General features: G+C 41.3%; 11 protein-coding genes and 2 pseudogenes. 8 read left to right on the forward strand and 5 right to left on the reverse strand.

Annotated elements, in window-relative coordinates; all coding sequences use genetic code 11:
• Window positions 1–639: pseudogene (locus tag NJ959_RS03410) on the forward strand (cobyrinate a,c-diamide synthase); the annotation flags it as partial.
• A gap of 133 nt (window positions 640–772) precedes the next feature.
• Here the strand turns inward: NJ959_RS03410 and NJ959_RS03415 are convergent.
• The 3 genes and pseudogenes from NJ959_RS03415 to NJ959_RS03425 form a co-directional block, all read right to left on the reverse strand.
• Window positions 773–985 carry a helix-turn-helix domain-containing protein gene (locus NJ959_RS03415; protein WP_254010344.1) on the reverse strand — a complete coding sequence of 71 codons (213 nt, stop codon included), beginning with the start codon at window positions 983–985 and terminating at the stop codon, window positions 773–775.
• A gap of 107 nt (window positions 986–1,092) precedes the next feature.
• Window positions 1,093–2,163: pseudogene (nrdJ, locus tag NJ959_RS03420) on the reverse strand (ribonucleoside-triphosphate reductase, adenosylcobalamin-dependent); the annotation flags it as partial.
• 312 nt (window positions 2,164–2,475) lie between these two features.
• Entirely contained in the window at window positions 2,476–4,890 is a 2,415-nt protein-coding gene (locus NJ959_RS03425) for an LAGLIDADG family homing endonuclease (protein ID WP_254010345.1), read from the reverse strand.
• 319 nt (window positions 4,891–5,209) lie between these two features.
• Here NJ959_RS03425 and NJ959_RS03430 point away from each other — a divergent pair, with 319 nt between their 5' ends.
• Both NJ959_RS03430 and NJ959_RS03435 read left to right on the forward strand, forming a co-directional pair.
• On the forward strand, window positions 5,210–5,554 hold the full coding sequence (locus NJ959_RS03430; RefSeq protein ID WP_254010346.1) for a glycosyltransferase: 345 nt from the start codon (window positions 5,210–5,212) through the stop codon (window positions 5,552–5,554).
• 405 nt (window positions 5,555–5,959) lie between these two features.
• Window positions 5,960–6,754, forward strand: coding sequence for an MlaE family lipid ABC transporter permease subunit (locus NJ959_RS03435; protein WP_254010347.1), 795 nt, complete (start codon window positions 5,960–5,962; stop codon window positions 6,752–6,754).
• A 108-nt stretch (window positions 6,755–6,862) separates the two neighbouring features.
• Here the strand turns inward: NJ959_RS03435 and mrdA are convergent, their stop codons facing one another.
• Window positions 6,863–8,677: a penicillin-binding protein 2 gene (gene mrdA / locus NJ959_RS03440; RefSeq protein ID WP_254010348.1), complete on the reverse strand. Its 1,815-nt coding sequence runs from the start codon at window positions 8,675–8,677 to the stop codon at window positions 6,863–6,865.
• A 447-nt stretch (window positions 8,678–9,124) separates the two neighbouring features.
• On the opposite strand from mrdA, the gene NJ959_RS03445 reads away from it, so the two are divergent.
• The 4 genes from NJ959_RS03445 to NJ959_RS03460 all read left to right on the forward strand — a co-directional run bounded on the left by NJ959_RS03445 (window position 9,125) and on the right by NJ959_RS03460 (window position 13,121).
• Complete coding sequence (locus NJ959_RS03445) at window positions 9,125–10,252, forward strand: ABC transporter ATP-binding protein (protein ID WP_254010349.1); 1,128 nt, start codon at window positions 9,125–9,127, stop codon at window positions 10,250–10,252.
• An 8-nt stretch (window positions 10,253–10,260) separates the two neighbouring features.
• Window positions 10,261–10,668: a hypothetical protein gene (locus NJ959_RS03450; RefSeq protein ID WP_254010350.1), complete on the forward strand. Its 408-nt coding sequence runs from the start codon at window positions 10,261–10,263 to the stop codon at window positions 10,666–10,668.
• Between the two features lie 227 nt (window positions 10,669–10,895).
• On the forward strand, window positions 10,896–12,008 hold the full coding sequence (locus tag NJ959_RS03455) for an ABC transporter substrate-binding protein (protein ID WP_254010351.1): 1,113 nt from the start codon (window positions 10,896–10,898) through the stop codon (window positions 12,006–12,008).
• Window positions 12,009–12,239: 231 nt separating this feature from the next.
• Window positions 12,240–13,121, forward strand: coding sequence for an ABC transporter permease (locus tag NJ959_RS03460; protein ID WP_254010364.1), 882 nt, complete (start codon window positions 12,240–12,242; stop codon window positions 13,119–13,121).
• A gap of 84 nt (window positions 13,122–13,205) precedes the next feature.
• On the opposite strand, the gene NJ959_RS03465 is transcribed toward NJ959_RS03460, so the two are convergent.
• Window positions 13,206–14,807 (reverse strand): DGQHR domain-containing protein, encoded by a 1,602-nt coding sequence (locus NJ959_RS03465; protein ID WP_254010352.1) that lies wholly within the window; start codon window positions 14,805–14,807, stop codon window positions 13,206–13,208.
• A gap of 215 nt (window positions 14,808–15,022) precedes the next feature.
• Here NJ959_RS03465 and NJ959_RS03470 point away from each other — a divergent pair, with 215 nt between their 5' ends.
• The gene (locus NJ959_RS03470) at window positions 15,023–16,306 is read left to right on the forward strand and encodes a DNA sulfur modification protein DndB (protein WP_254010353.1); all 1,284 of its coding nucleotides are present in this window, start codon (window positions 15,023–15,025) and stop codon (window positions 16,304–16,306) included.
• Window positions 16,307–16,336: the final 30 nt, after the last annotated feature.

Consider the following 16,336-nt stretch of genomic DNA (forward strand, 5'->3'; position numbering starts at 1 on the left):
CTCCCCATCAAAATTGCTGTAGCACGCGATCGCGCTTTTAGTTTCTACTATCAGGATAATCTGGATATTTTGCAAGAATTGGGGGCTGAGTTGGTATTTTGGAGTCCTTTATCTGATTCTAGTTTACCTGCGGATGTACAGGGATTGTACTTTGGGGGTGGTTTTCCTGAAGTTTTTGCTCAAGAATTGGCAGAAAATATGGGGGCAATTGAGGCAGTTAGGCGGGTAATTATTCAGGGAATGCCAACTTATGCTGAATGTGGGGGGTTAATGTATTTATGTGAGAAAATTATTGATTTTGAGGATAAGTCTTGGTTGATGGCGGGAATTTTACCGACAACAGCAGTTATGGGGAAGCGTCTCACTTTGGGATATCGACAAGCTACTGCTTTACAAGAGAGTCCAATATTATTAGTTGGTACAAGGGTTTGGGGACATGAATTTCATCGTTCTCAGTTGACAGTAATGGCTGAAAATCCTTTGTTTGAAATCAGGGGATATGAAGATAGGAAACAGGATGGGCTTGCCACAGAAGGGTGGCAAATGTATCAGATTCATGCTTCCTATCTTCATTTACATTGGGGAAGTTGTCCAGAAATTCCAGCTCGATTTTTGAAATGTTGTCAGGAATTTAGGTAGTACAATAATCTTGTCCAAGTGGATTATTTATAATTTGATGTAAGTTAGAGGTGAATTAGCTTAACCACGATAGCGAAGCCCTGCTGCAAGCAAATCCTATTCCCTATCCAGATCCTTTTAAGCCGCGATACACCTACTCTTCTAAAACTTCAACTACATCTTCAATCATTACATCAAATACGCGAGCGAGTTTCTGCAAAGCTGTATAGTCTACAGTTGCCAACTTGGGAGAATGGGCATAACTTCTTACTGTACTGTAAGGAATTTCGGCTCTTTGAGACACTTCTTTAAGCGTCCAACCCTTTTCAGCAGCTAATTCTCGCACTCGTATCCTAATTAGACCCATCCTGTTGTCTGTCTGTATGACAGAGGTAAAACTTATAAGGATGAAGGATGAAATAAAAAATTATTTCCATCCTTCAAATTACAGGATAGCTATCCCCTTAACCTCACTTAACCTGGTTGTTGTTCCGGTAACATACATTTATCCGAATCGCAACCAGCAGGTCCAGATTCAAGCAATTCGCCTGCATCATAGCGGCTTAATGCAGCACGAAAATTATCGTTTCTTCGTCGTATTTTTACCTCTGCCATTAGTTGTTCGTAGGTTTCCTTCTCGATAGGTTCAAAGGGCAAACGAGGGAAGGATTGATGATCGTCAAAACGAGCTAAAAGTGCGGCTGAAATATAGCCTTCATCGTTTTGAATCGCTTGATAAATACGCTCACCTAAAGGCTCGACTTCATTTTCTCGTAACTCCCAAGTAGAAGAAGTATTGTGAGTCACATACCAGCGCTGCACCTGCATCGCAAAATCCATTTGGGCTAAGGCAGAAAACTTGCTAATTTCAATCGTATCAGCCCCCGGTAAATCTGCCCAAAGTACAGCAACGGGAATTTCTACTAACCATTCCGAACATCGCGGATCAAAGGGATCGTTTAAAAGATGTCCATTTTCATCTTTATCTGATTGGGAGGGAATGACATTGTAACCGTAGTCGATACAAGCTAAAGCAACTGGATCGTTTTTTCTGAAAGTAATTCGTCGAATAAAACGTTGAGCTTTAGGTGGATGCCATCCGGGAGATGCACTGGTTAATAGAGATTTTGTCCCTGAAGGTTGAACAGTTGTACAGCGATTGGGACGTTTAAGATTGTGCTTGTCGCAATATTCCCAAATTACCCGATGGACGATATCTCGCCAACGAGTTAAGTACTCTTTTTCCTGTTCCTTATACTGCAATCCTTGTATCGTATCTGGTCGTCCTTCTTCCCACCAGCGCAACCAATCGACACCGAATGCGGTAACAAAGAAGTCGAATAATCCGGTGAAGGAAACACCAACAATTGGATCTAATTCTCGACTATATTGATAGCGAGGTTCGAGGAATTTGTGGTTTAAGAGTGTGGCGACTGATAATGCGCCAGCGGTGAAAGCTTCCTCTTGTTCTTTGCTGTTTTTGGGGTCGATTTGATTGAGATGAATCTCGGAAAGGTTACAGTGGAAATTCGCTCCGATAATTTCCAGTCTTGTTATCCTAAAAGCTTTTTATCTTTTAGTTCTACCACTTCTGTATTCGTGGCAGCTCCGCATACATTTTGAACGCATTACTATTGGCTATCAGCGATTAAATATAACAAGTAGTTGTTATCTGATAGCTTTTCATACGCACCCCCGCACTCTTGGAGAAATTATATTCTAGAAAATATTTTTTATTATCATCTAGTTTCATTCTCTACGCTGTACGGTGTCAAAGGCCTTTTAATTCCCTTGATTACCTCGGTATTAGCATCTCAGCCTTCACCGATTTTACGGGGTTTTTTACGTGAGGCAAAATTACTTACCACACGGATTTAAACCATAACGAGATAAACGATGTTGTCTCTCTCTTGTAGGCATTTCCGGAAAATTATCTGCCAACCATTCTTCACCTTTGCCATTGCCATAAGCTTTGATAAAATTGTGCTTAATTTCGTCAGTTGTTAACAAATCGCAATTAGCTCTGGCGATAGATTCTCCTGCCCATTGAATCGCACCTTCTCCACTATAATATTGTTGACGCACAGCATCAATACATTCTTCTCGTGTTGGTTTTTTGTGGAAAACACGGGTATGGTTTGCCATTCTCAAAGAATCTCTTTCTGGATCAATGCGCCAATTACCATTTTCATCTTGTTGCCAGAGATTGGTTTTAGCATTGGAGAATAATCGATCTTCACTATCTCCCTGACGCATCCCGGCACTGTTATGCACGAGCAAACCACTGGCGATAAATTCGCGATCGCTCTCAACTTCAATATCGAAGGTTTCAGCTTGTCCTGCGGGTACAACCAATTGCACCTCTAAGGGTAGCCAATGAGGATTAACAATGCCCTCGGAGAGTAAAGTATCCCAGTTGGCATCGCGCATTGATCCCCCTTTGTGGCTGGGGTTGATAATGCTCTTTGTGTTCCTAATAGTTTGAGATCGCCAACCACTCAGCATTGCTTCTTCAACGAATTGATGGGGCAAACTCAAACCATTTTTTTTCTGTCCACAAATCCTGAATCCTGCGCGTCCCATCTGTGGGTTCACTAAAGCAACCGCATTGACTTGAGACTGAATTCCGCGAATTTTTAGCCAATGACAGCCCTCGTAGACGGTATCGCCGCCTTGAAGCATTTTTGGGCTGCGCTCGTGTAATGTTGTGGCAATTCCTAAAGACAAAGCCAACTGTTGAACCTGCCGCAAAAACTCTAGTTTGTTGGAGTTCAACAAAACATTCCGCGACGGGCCAGCATCAGCATCGGCTAACCCCGCTAGAAACGCACCGCGAATTTCTTCAGTTGCCAACCAAACGAATTCTGGAATGATCGGAGTTTGCCAAGGCTGTTTGTATTGAATGAGTTCGTCGGCTAATTCTTTGCGATGAACTTTGATGTAGGCATGATTCTCATAAAAACTGATGGATGGGGTATAACCGAGGCTTTTGAGAATGCGGAGGCATTTTTGTCCAAGAACACCGTTTAGTCGCTCCTTAGAAAAGGCAAAAGTGACACATCCGCCACCACCATTGCGGCGTTTTAAAGAAGCAATATCTGGATGTCCATCACCAATAAAAAATCCCACCAGCCAAGCATAATCAGTAGTGGAACAGGGCATCCCTTTGCGGTGCGGCACAGAAATTAGACGATCTCCCGGTTGTAATTCTCCTGCATATTTCCAGGTATAAGATTGCAAGCCATTGTAAACCGCAACCCGATGGTTAGCAGTACAACGAATCGAAGTTTCGGGAGTCCGAATCTCGACAACATCTTGTATACCTTGCAGAAACTTATCCGTAACGGGTTTGTACTCTCCAGAAGAAGTCAGGACCAATTCACCGATGGCAATATCTTGAATAGGCTTCATGCCTGAAATCGTTGAAACCCTTTCTCCGTAAGCGATACAGCGGCGAATATTGCCTGCAACTATTGTGACTGCCGCTTCATCAATTAATAAACAGCATTCCACTGAATTTAATTGTCGCCCTAAAGCTTTATTCAAAATTGCCGCACAGCGATGATAAAGTTCTGCTAATTTTACTGGATTTGCCACTCCACCAAACCCTTTTAACGGTTCTCCAGCCGGACGAACATCACTAATATCGACGACAAGATTAACCTCTCCTGAAAATCGCTCATCAGTGGATAATTCCAGGATAGTTTGATAAGATTTTACCCAGCCTTGACGCGAGTCTCCCACATAAATGATAACTCGATCGCCTTCAATTTTTGCCTCAGTTTTTTCCCGACGTAATTCAGGAGGAGTAGTCCCAATTTTTCCCTCTACGCTAACATTAATTTTGTTGCGAATTGGGGGCAATTGATTGATATAATTGGGTTCAATTACAGCACCTGTACCGCACCCCATCATCGCCAAATCCATCATTAAACCAAAGGCTTGCCAATCAATAACATTGGTACTGGTACAATTGTAGGCTCCAGAAAAGTTCTCTTGCTGTTCAATCCACTCGCTGCCCCCCACCCACAACCAGCGCCCAGAGGGAAGACTCTTAAGTTGGCGCATCATGCGGTAGAGAAGGTCAGTTTGGGCTGAAGTTAGCTTACCTAGTTTAGCTAAACCGCGAATGGTGCGATCGCAAACCTCTCCCCAAGTCTCACGATTCCCTCCGATGCGGCGACTGTAGGTTCTGAAAAATACGGGATTAGCAGCGGGTGCTGTTTCTGGAAAATCGTCTGTTTGGCGCTTTCGCTCAATCTCTCGGACCATAAGGTTTTATTTTTTGTGGCTTTGGGCTAAATATTGACTATAGGCGATATTAGATCTGGGGTCAAAGGTTGCACAATTCTAAAATTTGCGCTATTTATAGTCATAAGGACTAGATCTTGTTTTCAATACCATATCTGAGTTGGCTACCCCCTTTTAGCTTAGGCGACTGCCATGGATGTTATCCCTTCCTCCTCGTGTTCGTATCGTCGTTGTCGCTTCGCTAACACACAAATAAATACGACCAGCTGAATATAGTTGATCAAAGGGGTATCCCGGATTTGGTATAAGTTTTATGGCTTAAGCTCTTGTGTAGCTTAAGTTGACTTTTTCGTACATAGTTAAAGCTTTGCTAGCATATTTGTTGATTAAAAAAATCAAGGCTTCTGGAAAGATTGCCGAGTATTTAAAGTATGGAAAGCCAGTTTTGGTGAATGACTTGCCATCTTTAGTAGAGTTAGTTGAAAAATATAAAATTGGCGTAGTTATTCAAGATCCATCCAACTCTAATGAGATTGAATTAGCAATTGGACAGATACTAAAATCCTACGACTGGTACAGTAATAATGCCAAGCTATGCTATGATGCCGAGTTTGATTTTACCAAGAATGTGGAATTGATACTATCGGAAATTAATTCATTAGTTGGATGTCCAAATATGAGCTAATGAAATGGATTGAAATGCTTGCTGTAACATGGTTCTGGCATTTTCAGATGTCCTGACTCTCTTGGTGAGTGCTATATCTATAGCAACCGCCACAGTATATCAGTCGCCCGTGTTAAGACATCCAAAAACGCCAAAACCCATTCACGGCAATCATTTCAATGGGTGACTTTTGAAGGCATGAATGCCTGACTTTTGCTATAACTCAGTTTGGACTGATTTAATGGCAGCCCTCAGTTTCTCAATCCCGTCAGGGTGTTTACACAGAAGGGACGGAGTTTTGTCTGGTTTGCTGTACTAATCTATCTCTCCACTGCAATACAGAGAATTTGCTAGTCTAAGTCTAGGTAAATCTCTGTATTTTGGCAACTGTTATCAACCCCATTTACTCTTCACACCCCACCAAACATGTTAAAATTACCAACTGATGAAAACCTCGAGTATTCTTGGTTTTATCGGTGTCTCTTCGCTGGATTACTCGGTGGACAAGTTTTCACTCGTCTTTTAAGAGGCAAAATATCTGCGCGTAACTTACTCGAACAAATGGCAATAGCAGGACCAGAAACACTTACTCCGGTTCTCCTAATTGCTCTTTTTTCTGGGATGATTTTTACCATTCAAACTGCCAGGGAATTAACTAAATTTGGCGCAGTTACTGTAGTAGGTGGCGCATTCTCACTAGCTTTTTGTCGCGAATTAGCTCCCGTTTTAACAGCTAGTATTATCGCCGGACAAGTCGGTTCAGCTTATGCGGCAGAAATAGGCGCGATGCAGGTTACAGAACAGATTGATGCCTTATATATGCTGAAAACAGATCCGATTGATTATCTAGTAATGCCTCGTGTTATAGCTTGTAGTTTAATGTTGCCAGTATTAACAATATTAGCACTAATTGTTGGTATTGCTGGCGGTACATTTATTGCGGCGATAGCCTATGACTTAGCCCCTGTAATTTTTCTCCGTTCCGTCCAAGAATTTTTAGGCGTGCGAGACTTAGTGAATGTCCTTCTCAAATCTTCAATATTTGGGATGTTGATTGCAGTAATTGGTTGTAGTTGGGGACTGACAACTAGAGGAGGAGTTAAAGGAGTAGGAAAAGCAGCAACATCTGCTGTTGTCACCTCTTGGGTATCTATTTTTATATTTGACTTTTTCCTATCTCTATTAATATTTGAGGAACTAGGAATTCACTTTAAGATTTAGTCGGTTGGGTTGAGGTAACTAAATCCAACAAGTCCAATTTAATTGGACTGTGTTGGGTTTCACTATCGTTCAACCCAACCTACTGGAAAATTACTGGAAAAATTACTATTAATGCCCAGTTGGTTTTTTCTCTTTCTCCTTAGCGGCTGCGGGATCGGTTTTGCCAAAATAAGCTTCCATCACATGTTTAACCATTGGTGCTGCTACGGAGCCACCTCCACCACCAGAATGTTCAGCAAACGCCACTACAACAATTTCCGGTTTATCAAAGGGTGCAAAGCCGCCAAACCAAGCATGAGGCTTACCAGGAGGTGCTTCAGCCGTACCACTCTTTCCAGCAGCAGGAGGTAGATGGGGTACATTTAGAGCTTTCCCTGTACCGCTAGCGACTACCGCCCGCAGCCCTTTGCGCAATGTTTCCATGGTAGTTGGCTTTAAATTCAATGACTTACGCCAGCGGTTGGGATCTTTATCATTCTGAATCAAGTGGGGTGTAACCTTATAACCACCATTAGCAGGTGCGGCAAACATCACGGCTACTTGTAGAGGAGTTGCCTGAGTAAACCCTTGCCCGATGGACATATTTACTGTATCGCCCACCGTCCATTCCCAGTTAAATCGCTTCCGCTTCCACGTATCATCAGCAATTAAACCTGCGGCTTCTTCTGATAACTCAATCCCAGTTTTTTCGCCATAACCATATTTCCGGGACCATTCAATCAGTGTCGGTCCGCCAACCCCCTTACCAATCTGACCGTGAAAAGTATTACTACTCCACTGCATAGCCTGAATATATCCAATGCTACCAAATCCAGCATGATTCCACTCACCAAAAGAAGTTCCACCTACTCTCAGTGCGGCAAAGGTTGGCAAGATTGTATTAGGACCAAATTTACCGGATTCCATCCCCGCCGTCTGAGTCACGACTTTGAAGGTACTAGCAGGAGGAAAACCCCGCATAGCGCGGTTCACAAAAGGATTACCTTTCCCTTGTAACTTCTGCCACGTAGCGCCAGTAATTTTCCCAGAGAAAATATTCGGGTCAAAAGTAGGACGGCTTACCATGGCTAGAACCGCACCAGTATAAGGGTTTAGGGCAACAATCGCTCCCTTTTGATCTCCCAATGCTTCCTCTGCTGCCTTCTGTGTGGTGAGATCTAGAGTGATGTAGATATCTTTACCCGCTTTCGCCTGTTTTTCTCCTAAAATTCGGAGGATTTGACCAGCACCATCTACTTCAACCTGCTGACCACCCCATTCTCCCCGCAGCTTTTGCTCATAAGCTTCTTCCACGCCCATTTTACCTGCAATGTCACCCATGCGATAGCCTTCTGCTCGACGCTTTTCGAGTTCTTTATCGTTGAGTTCCCCTGTATAACCTAATACATGTGCCCCGACACTGCCATTGGGATAGTTCCGCACCGCTTCAATATCTACCTTTACTCCATCTAGGTCTGAGGTGTACTCTTGAAGAGCAGTAATTTGAGCAGGAGTAAGGTCACGTTCCAGTCGGATTAGGGAAGTGGGGCTAGCGCCAGCACGTTCGACCCGTTTTTGAATCTCCTTTTCTGGGATATTCAAAAGTTCTGATAGGCGCTTCAGGGTTTGGGGCCATTCGCTTTTTTTCAGCATCAAAGGCCAGATATAGACGGCGTGAGATAGCCGAGAAGTTGCTAAAATTTTGCCCTTACGGTCAAAAATATTACCTCGTACAGGTTGCTTGGGTACTAAGCGAATCCGGTTATCTTCTGCCTTTTGGCGGTTTTGTTCTCCTTGAATTAACTGCAAGTACACCAAACGCGCTCCCATCCCTCCCATTAGGAAGAGAGTAACGAGTAGCATCAAAACCAGAGACTGGTAATTGCGTCCAATGGTACGGGATGTGGCTTGTCGCCCTAATGACGAAGGCTGAGTTACGGTCATAGCACAAAATATCAGCGGATAGGTAATTCTAAAACAAATTTTTACCAAGTTTCTTAGGGATCTGCAAGCTCCACGCCCTAGCCTGCCGCAGGCTAGGGCGTGCGCGATGCCGAAGGCTGGCGTTGCGATGGTAACTTTTATCCTATTCTGGACTGAGGCAAATAAACCCGGTTCCTACAAAAAATAGCGGGTTTAGACGATTGAGGTTGACGAATAAACCGGGTTTCTGACGAGCTGTCTGTAAGTCCTACTAGTGAATTGGCAAAAAGAACAGATGAAGACGCTATTGTATACAGATACAATAGACCCAAACTGATTGACATTGGGCTGTCCTGAGTCATAGTCCTCACTACCCTCAATCAAAATCAATTTTTCTTGCCTCTTGTCTCTCCCCGGGCACCCCTTACCTGTTCAATTTGGATTTCGCTGCTGTTGAACTAAACCGCTATGTTTCAAACTTCTGTGAAAGAACAACTATTTCCGGATACTGCAACTCATTTCGATGTTGAACTGCGTAAGGTGTTTAAGGTGTTCAAGGGCGAAACAGCCGTCCGAGGGATCGATCTTAATATCCACCGAGGCGAATTTTTCAGTATTCTCGGACCATCGGGTTGCGGGAAGACAACTACCCTACGCTTGGTGGCAGGATTTGAAACCCCCTCCGCTGGCGAGATACTGATTCAAGGGCAATCGATGAATCAAATACCAGCCTATCGCCGCCCTGTAAATACAGTCTTTCAAAGTTATGCTCTGTTCAATCATCTGACAGTGTGGGAAAATATTGCCTTTGGTCTCCGACTCAAAAAACTAAAGGCGTTGGAAATAGAGGAACGGGTGAAACAATCCCTCAAACAAGTAAAAATGGAAGTTTATGCCAATCGGTTTCCGGCACAACTGTCTGGGGGACAACAGCAACGGGTAGCATTGGCGCGGGCATTAGTTAACCGTCCTGCTGTAATATTATTAGATGAACCATTGGGTGCTTTGGATTTTAAACTACGCCAAGAAATGCAGGTTGAACTTTCAAACCTACATCAAGATTTGGGGTTGACATTTATTATGGTCACTCACGATCAAGAAGAAGCCCTAAGTCTTTCCCAGCGTATTGCCGTAATGCGGGGGGGTAAAATTGAGCAAATTGGCACTCCTACGGAAATATACGAACATCCACACACCCCATTTGTAGCAAATTTTATTGGCGATACAAATTCTTTTAAAGGGCGATTAGAATCAGGAGATGTTAACAGTATTGAAATTGTAACAGCGAATGGGTTGAAAATTGTGGTGGAGCCAAATCCAGGAGAAGAAATAATTAGATCGCAAGAGGCAGTGGTTATTGTACGCCCTGAGAAAATTCGATTGAGTCTGACACCGCCAGAATCTAAAATTAATTGTTTTGAAGGTCGTCTGAGAAATATTATGTACTTGGGAACTCATGTTCATTTTATCGTGGAATTGCTTAGTGGCGATCGCTTAACTGTAATGTTACCAAATACAGCTAGCAAATTGCCAGATCCACACACCCCAGTTTATGCCTTCTGGAAACCTATAGATTGTTTGGCATTACAGGAGTAATTATTAAAATGCAAACACCAGGGCTGATATCGTTTTTACAAGAGTTAGAGTCTAACTGCAAAACAATTGCGATCGCTACTTTTCTCAATAGTGATGGCCAACCATTAGTTATTGACATCAAACGTCGAGGAAAAAAGGTTGTCTACGGCACAAATCGAGATATCAAGGAATTTTTTGCCTCTGAACTTTTAGAGGGTGCGCAGCCCCAAGGATCGCTAATTCTGCGATCTTTTACCCCAGAAATTGACGAATTTACTCAACTACCTATTAAAGAATTGCGCGGCTATGTCATTAAAAGTAATGGAGAAGATCTAGAATTTGAAAAAATTCCAGCCCATACCATGTTCGCCTGTCAAAATACTGACCACAAAACTGGTGAACCCCTACCACTAGAACAAGCAGTAAAGTATTGCTAAATTAGTTATTGGTTGTTAGTTATTGGTTGTTAGTTGTTGGTTGTTAGTTGTTGGTTGTTAGTTGTTGGTTGTTGTTTGTTGTTGGTTTTGGGTTGTTTGTGAGGAACTGAAGAATGGATCTAGATCCAATTCTTATTGGATAACAGGTATCTCTCCTATGACAGTTATTATTTCTAATACAACAAATAACAAATAACAAATAACAAATAACAAATAACAAATAACAAATGACCAATAATTCATTAATAAGACACCCCACACGCCGTCAATTCTTCCAGGGAATTGCTGCTGGAATACCTGCGATAGTGCTATCAGGATGTGGTTGGACACTGGCGAATGTAAAACCACAACCTACTCGTCAAAATTCCAGTAAAGAGTTATATATATATACTTGGGCTGGCTATACAAATAGCAAATTTATAGATAGATTTCGAGAAAAAACAGGAATTACAGTAGTTGCTGATGTCTATGACTCCAATGAAGCGATGTTAGCTAAAATTCAAGCAGGTGGTGGTGGTGGATATAGCATTATCTACCCATCTGATTATATAGTACAGAAAATGATGGACTTGGGAATGTTAGTAGAGCTAGATCCTTCCCGCATAGTCGGGATGGATAACCTATTTCCCAAATTCCAAAATCCCACTTACAATCCCCATAATACCCACTCAATACCCATAAGTTGGGGCACAACTGGATTAATTTATAATAAGAAAAAGGTAAAGCCAGCACCCACAGATTGGAGCTATCTTTGGCAACATAAAGAGCAACTATCAAAACGGATGACATTACTCAATGATGTCCGCGAAGTTATGGGTGCTACCTTAAAAATGTTGGGATACTCTTATAATACAAAAAATCCCCAGGAAATTGAAGCCGCATATAAAAAACTGCTGGAATTAAAACCCAACCTTGCATCATTTACCTCTGATGCGTGGCGAACCCAAATTTTGAGTGGTGATTTACTAATAGCTATGTGTTATTCTTCAGATGCCAATGAAGTAATCCCAGAAAATCAAGATTTGGAGTACGTCTTACCTAAAAGTGGTTCATCTTTTTGGGTGGATACTCTAGTTATTCCCACAACTGCACCTAATCTTGATGGGGCTTATGCTTGGATTAACTTTATGTTGCAGCCTGATGTAGCAGCCGAGATTTGTAAGGAATTAAGTTTTGCAGTACCAAATAAAGAAGCAGTGAAGTTATTGCCACCAGAAATTAAAGGAAATCTAAGTTTATTTCCCACAGAATCGGCGCTAGAAAAGTGTGAAGGTATTGCACCTGCTGGTAAAATGGAAGAAGTTTTCAATCGCTATTGGACTCAATTGACTAGTAAATAGTTATTTGTTATTTGTTATTTGTTGTTGGTTGTTAGTAAGAGTGGGTTTAATCAATTGCTATTCATAACTGACACAAGTTGAACAATTAGCTTAGAGCCAATTGTTGTTAGCACTCTCTTCTTTGCGTACCTTTGCGCTTACCTTTGCGTTACTTTGCGTTAAAAAAATATTAATAGATAACACTATATGTCCCCTTCCTCTTTACCCAATCCCGATAGAATGAATAGCAGAATGGAACCACCACCTTTACCACCTAGAAAATCTATAATCAGGTGGAAGTGGTTGGAACCCCTAACATTATTAGCACCAGCAGCAATTTGGCTAGGATTGTTGCTGGTATTACCAACTATAGTAATTTTTGAATTAAGTTTAGTGCCAAATATTCGACCAGGAATGGTGGTTAATCCTTCCGGTATTGATAACTATCTGCGAGTATTGGAACCGATTAACTTTCAGGTGATGGGGAGATCCCTATTTTTTAGTATTGGCACTACAATATTATGTTTAATTTTAGGTTTCCCTGTAGCTTATTGGATTGCCCAGATGGCACCAAAACGGTGGCAAAATTTATTATTATTGGGGTTTATCTTACCTAATTTTACCTCCTCTCTATTACGTTCATATTCGTGGATTACAATTTTAAGACATACGGGAGTACTCAATACGGTTCTCAAAAGCATTAGTTTACCTACCTTGGATATATTGAATACTAGTGCGGCTGTATTTGTTGGTATGGCTTACAGTTATTTACCCTATATGGTATTAATTCTCTACGCATCTTTGGAAAAATTAGACCGCAGTTTATTGGAAGCTGCGGCAGATTTGGGCGCTAATCCCCTGCAAACTTTTTGGAAAGTGACTGTTCCTCAAACTTTGCCGGGAATTGCCGCAGGTTGTTTGCTAGTTTTTATTAGTGTATTGGGGGATTTTGTCGATCCAGAATTGTTAGGTGGCGCATCAAGTATGACAATATCACGATTGATTTATAATCAGTTTCTGGGATCGACTCAGAATTGGGGATTTGGTTCATCGCTAAGTATGGTGTTAATTTTAGGAGTGAGTATTGCGATCGCGCTTTTAATTAAGTATGGCGATATGAAACCACAGCGCTAATGATACCTTCCTCTTCTTTGCGAACTTTGCGTTAAAAAAACTCTATCCCACCCAACTTAAAATCCCGATTAAATCCTCCATCTCCTACAAAACCTCCGGAAGTCCAACCTCTCGTGGCTTGACAAATTTACCCTCAAACCCCATAGATTGCCCTGCCCCAACATGCCGATTAATCGCAAGTTCCCGGCGCAATTCTGCACGTTCAAAATCATCATTAATTCCACCCAAGATATAAATTAGCAATTTTGATGCTAAATCCCGTCCAGAAACTAACACTTTCTTTTTATAAGGATCGTATAAGACTCCATACCAAAGACTTTTAGGATATTCCATCCCACTAAATCCACCCACTGTATCATAGTGGCGAAGTTTAGTAAAAATATCTTCTAAAGAGAAATGTTTCCGAAATACCAAAATTCCTAATGCTTGCACCAAAGCAATTTGCCCAATTGGACGGAATAACATATTCCCTTCACCCCCATCTTTTTCAAAACTAAATCGACGTAATTTAGGTGTTTCTATCCCCTCTTCCATTCGCTGATAGCTAGGTAAACTGGCTAAATAATTGAAAAGTTGGCTAAATTCTGCAATTCCTTCTTCTAGTTCATTATCCTCTGGGCGCATGGGAATGAGATTTTTCTGATCCGATGATTTCCAATTGGTAAATTTATAGTCTAAATACCGCACAGACATATCCTTCAAGGCTTGAAGGGTAGTTAAAACTGTTGACTTTGCCGTAACAGTAGCACTATTCCAATTGACGCGAGGATTTCGCTCTTTTTTATCCTTAAGTAAAGGATGAGTGACGGCAATTTTTCGAGCAACAATGGAAAAACCATCATCTTCATCTAATTGGGCTAATTGTCCTTTACTTAAGGATACAGCCATTAAATTAACGTGAACAAAAATAGATCTAACTCTTCGCCTTGCCTCTTCGCGAGTCTCGCCTGCGACAACGGCAGAAATAAACTCAATACCGATTCTTTCTTTAGCTAGGTTTTGCAAGTAAACTGAATCTACTTTATAAAGTTGCCTGAGATCCTCAACTTTAACAAAGACATCTAAGGGTTTCTTATCTTTTTTATATCGTTGGAGTTTGCCAGTTTTAATTAACTCCATTAAACCCTGTACGCCCATCAATCGATGTTGACCATCTAATGCAAAAATAGCGATCTCTTGGGATAAATCTAATAAGCCAATTTCCCCGTCTTTATCTAATGGCATAAAATCAGTAACAGATTTAATTGCTCGTCCGTTTACATCCCATTCTTCCGCAGTTGAATTATCTACCCAAGGTTGGTTAATTACTACCAAAACTGGTGGGAATTTGTGAGATTTGCTAACTGCCAAATATTGGGCTAAAGGTGCTTGGCGAGACCAATCTAAGGGACGTTGTTGAATTTCGTCAATGGTTTCGGCATCAATTTCAACATTATCAGTTTCTGGGTTAATTTTGTGATGGAAAAGGGGAAGATGGGAGGCAAAACGGACACTACTGGCGAACCATTCTAGGGTGACGGAACCAATGTATGCTTCCCTACCTCCCATTTGGGTTTTTTGGACGAGAATTTGGTCGTTTTTGCTGAGATAGCGCTTGAGAAGTAGGGCTAATTCTTCTTCTTCTTGGGTTTCTCTTTCCTGGATTTGGCTGGGAAAGTGAGGTGTTGGGTTGTTAGGACTGTTCATGGTTAGGGTAAAGTACTTATGATGTTGGGGTTAATTTGAAGAAACGCTTGTTTTTTCGTAGATCGGCAAAATACACTTACTTCAGTGTATGACAGTGAATTGACATAAATTTATGTTTATTCCAGATTAGCAGCTATTTTTTAGAGTGTTAAACCATTTCCCAGTCTTTATTTGGACTGATAAGTTTGACATTTTACCATTTTTAGTTTATCCTAGTGGCACAAGTCACACAAGAGACTACTATTATGCTTGATAGTGTCTACCAACGGACAAATAGCATAGATACGAGCAACAGCAAAGCTTCCAGTGCTAACCTTGTCCTGATGCCAACCCAACAGGATGCTCAAAGTCAGGCATACGCTGATGCTGCGACTTGCGGTGCCAGAGTTTTTCTATGTCACATATATGAGCAAGGCAAAAGGAATCATCTAGCATTTTCTCTTCCTTTTAACCTGCTCTTGGAAATGGCAAAATTGCAGAGTGCTGATAATAAAAGGCATAAGTCTAATGCTGAAGAGTTGATTAACCGTCCCCTGATTCACCAACATGTTGATGAGATTGCTAAGTATTTGTTGGAAACAGATAATTATATTCTGCCACCATTTATCTTTAATTCAAGTAAACCTATTAAAGTTTTTGCTTTTGGCACTGGTGCAGTAAAGTTTGGCTATGCTGTACTACCAACAAATGTAGAGCTTTATGTAACTGATGGACAGCATCGACTCAAAGCTATTGAAAAAGCGATCAAAGAAAAATCGGAATTGCGAGATGATAGTGTAACTGTGTTAGTTGTTCAAGAAGAGGATATCGATCAGATTCATCAAGATTTCGCTGACTGTGCTAAAAATAAACCGATTCCCCCAGCACTCTTAGCCGCATTTGATGTAAGTAATGTTTTATCAAAGTTAACTCGCCAAATTTCTAGAGATTTAGTTATTTTCAATGGACGTATTGATAAAATTTCCAAGACGCTTGGCAAAGATCCAAATTATATATTTACGATGAATCAGCTTCGGATTGGCATGGCTGAATTTTTATTTGGTTCATCTAGAAAACAGGTAATTGAATCTCGCTCTAACCAACAAAAGGGTGAAGACAAAATGCTTTTGGAGAAGGCAAAAGTATTCTACATGGAATTTGCTAAGATTAACGATGGATGGCAATTATTGCTACAACCTGTATCAAAAACTGTCAATCTCGATCTATACAGTTTGCGACAGGATAAAATTAATTTTAATACGGTTGGTTTGCAAATTTTGAGTAGAGTAGGAAATCGAATATTTTTTGGTACGAATTTCAGCGACGCAGAGAGAAACATACTAATTGATGCACTTGCAAGTCTTGATTACAGAAGAACCTCACAACTGTGGCAAAATAGTGTGGTGATAGATGATGGGGATGGAAATAAGAGAATAGTTGCCCAAATAGCCGCAGTGGATAAAGGTTGTAAAATTGCTCTTCGAGAGGTTGAGCAGAAGACAGGGATTAAATTAAGCTAATCTGTGTGAGATATAAATGGATTATTGATG

This window comes from Limnofasciculus baicalensis BBK-W-15, from assembly GCF_024178385.1.
GTDB lineage: Bacteria > Cyanobacteriota > Cyanobacteriia > Cyanobacteriales > Coleofasciculaceae > Limnofasciculus > Limnofasciculus baicalensis.

What these genes read in the sequence shown, in the direction of transcription:
- NJ959_RS03450 (WP_254010350.1), top strand. Translation starts at nt 10,261, where the DNA reads ATGCAAACACCAGGGCTGATATCGTTTTTACAAGAGTTAGAGTCTAAC.
- NJ959_RS03460 (WP_254010364.1), top strand. Translation starts at nt 12,240, where the DNA reads ATGGAACCACCACCTTTACCACCTAGAAAATCTATAATCAGGTGGAAG.
- NJ959_RS03425 (WP_254010345.1), bottom strand. Translation starts at nt 4,890, where the DNA reads ATGGTCCGAGAGATTGAGCGAAAGCGCCAAACAGACGATTTTCCAGAA.
- NJ959_RS03445 (WP_254010349.1), top strand. Translation starts at nt 9,125, where the DNA reads ATGTTTCAAACTTCTGTGAAAGAACAACTATTTCCGGATACTGCAACT.
- NJ959_RS03415 (WP_254010344.1), bottom strand. Translation starts at nt 985, where the DNA reads ATGGGTCTAATTAGGATACGAGTGCGAGAATTAGCTGCTGAAAAGGGT.
- mrdA (WP_254010348.1), bottom strand. Translation starts at nt 8,677, where the DNA reads ATGACCGTAACTCAGCCTTCGTCATTAGGGCGACAAGCCACATCCCGT.
- NJ959_RS03465 (WP_254010352.1), bottom strand. Translation starts at nt 14,807, where the DNA reads ATGAACAGTCCTAACAACCCAACACCTCACTTTCCCAGCCAAATCCAG.
- NJ959_RS03435 (WP_254010347.1), top strand. Translation starts at nt 5,960, where the DNA reads ATGTTAAAATTACCAACTGATGAAAACCTCGAGTATTCTTGGTTTTAT.
- NJ959_RS03455 (WP_254010351.1), top strand. Translation starts at nt 10,896, where the DNA reads ATGACCAATAATTCATTAATAAGACACCCCACACGCCGTCAATTCTTC.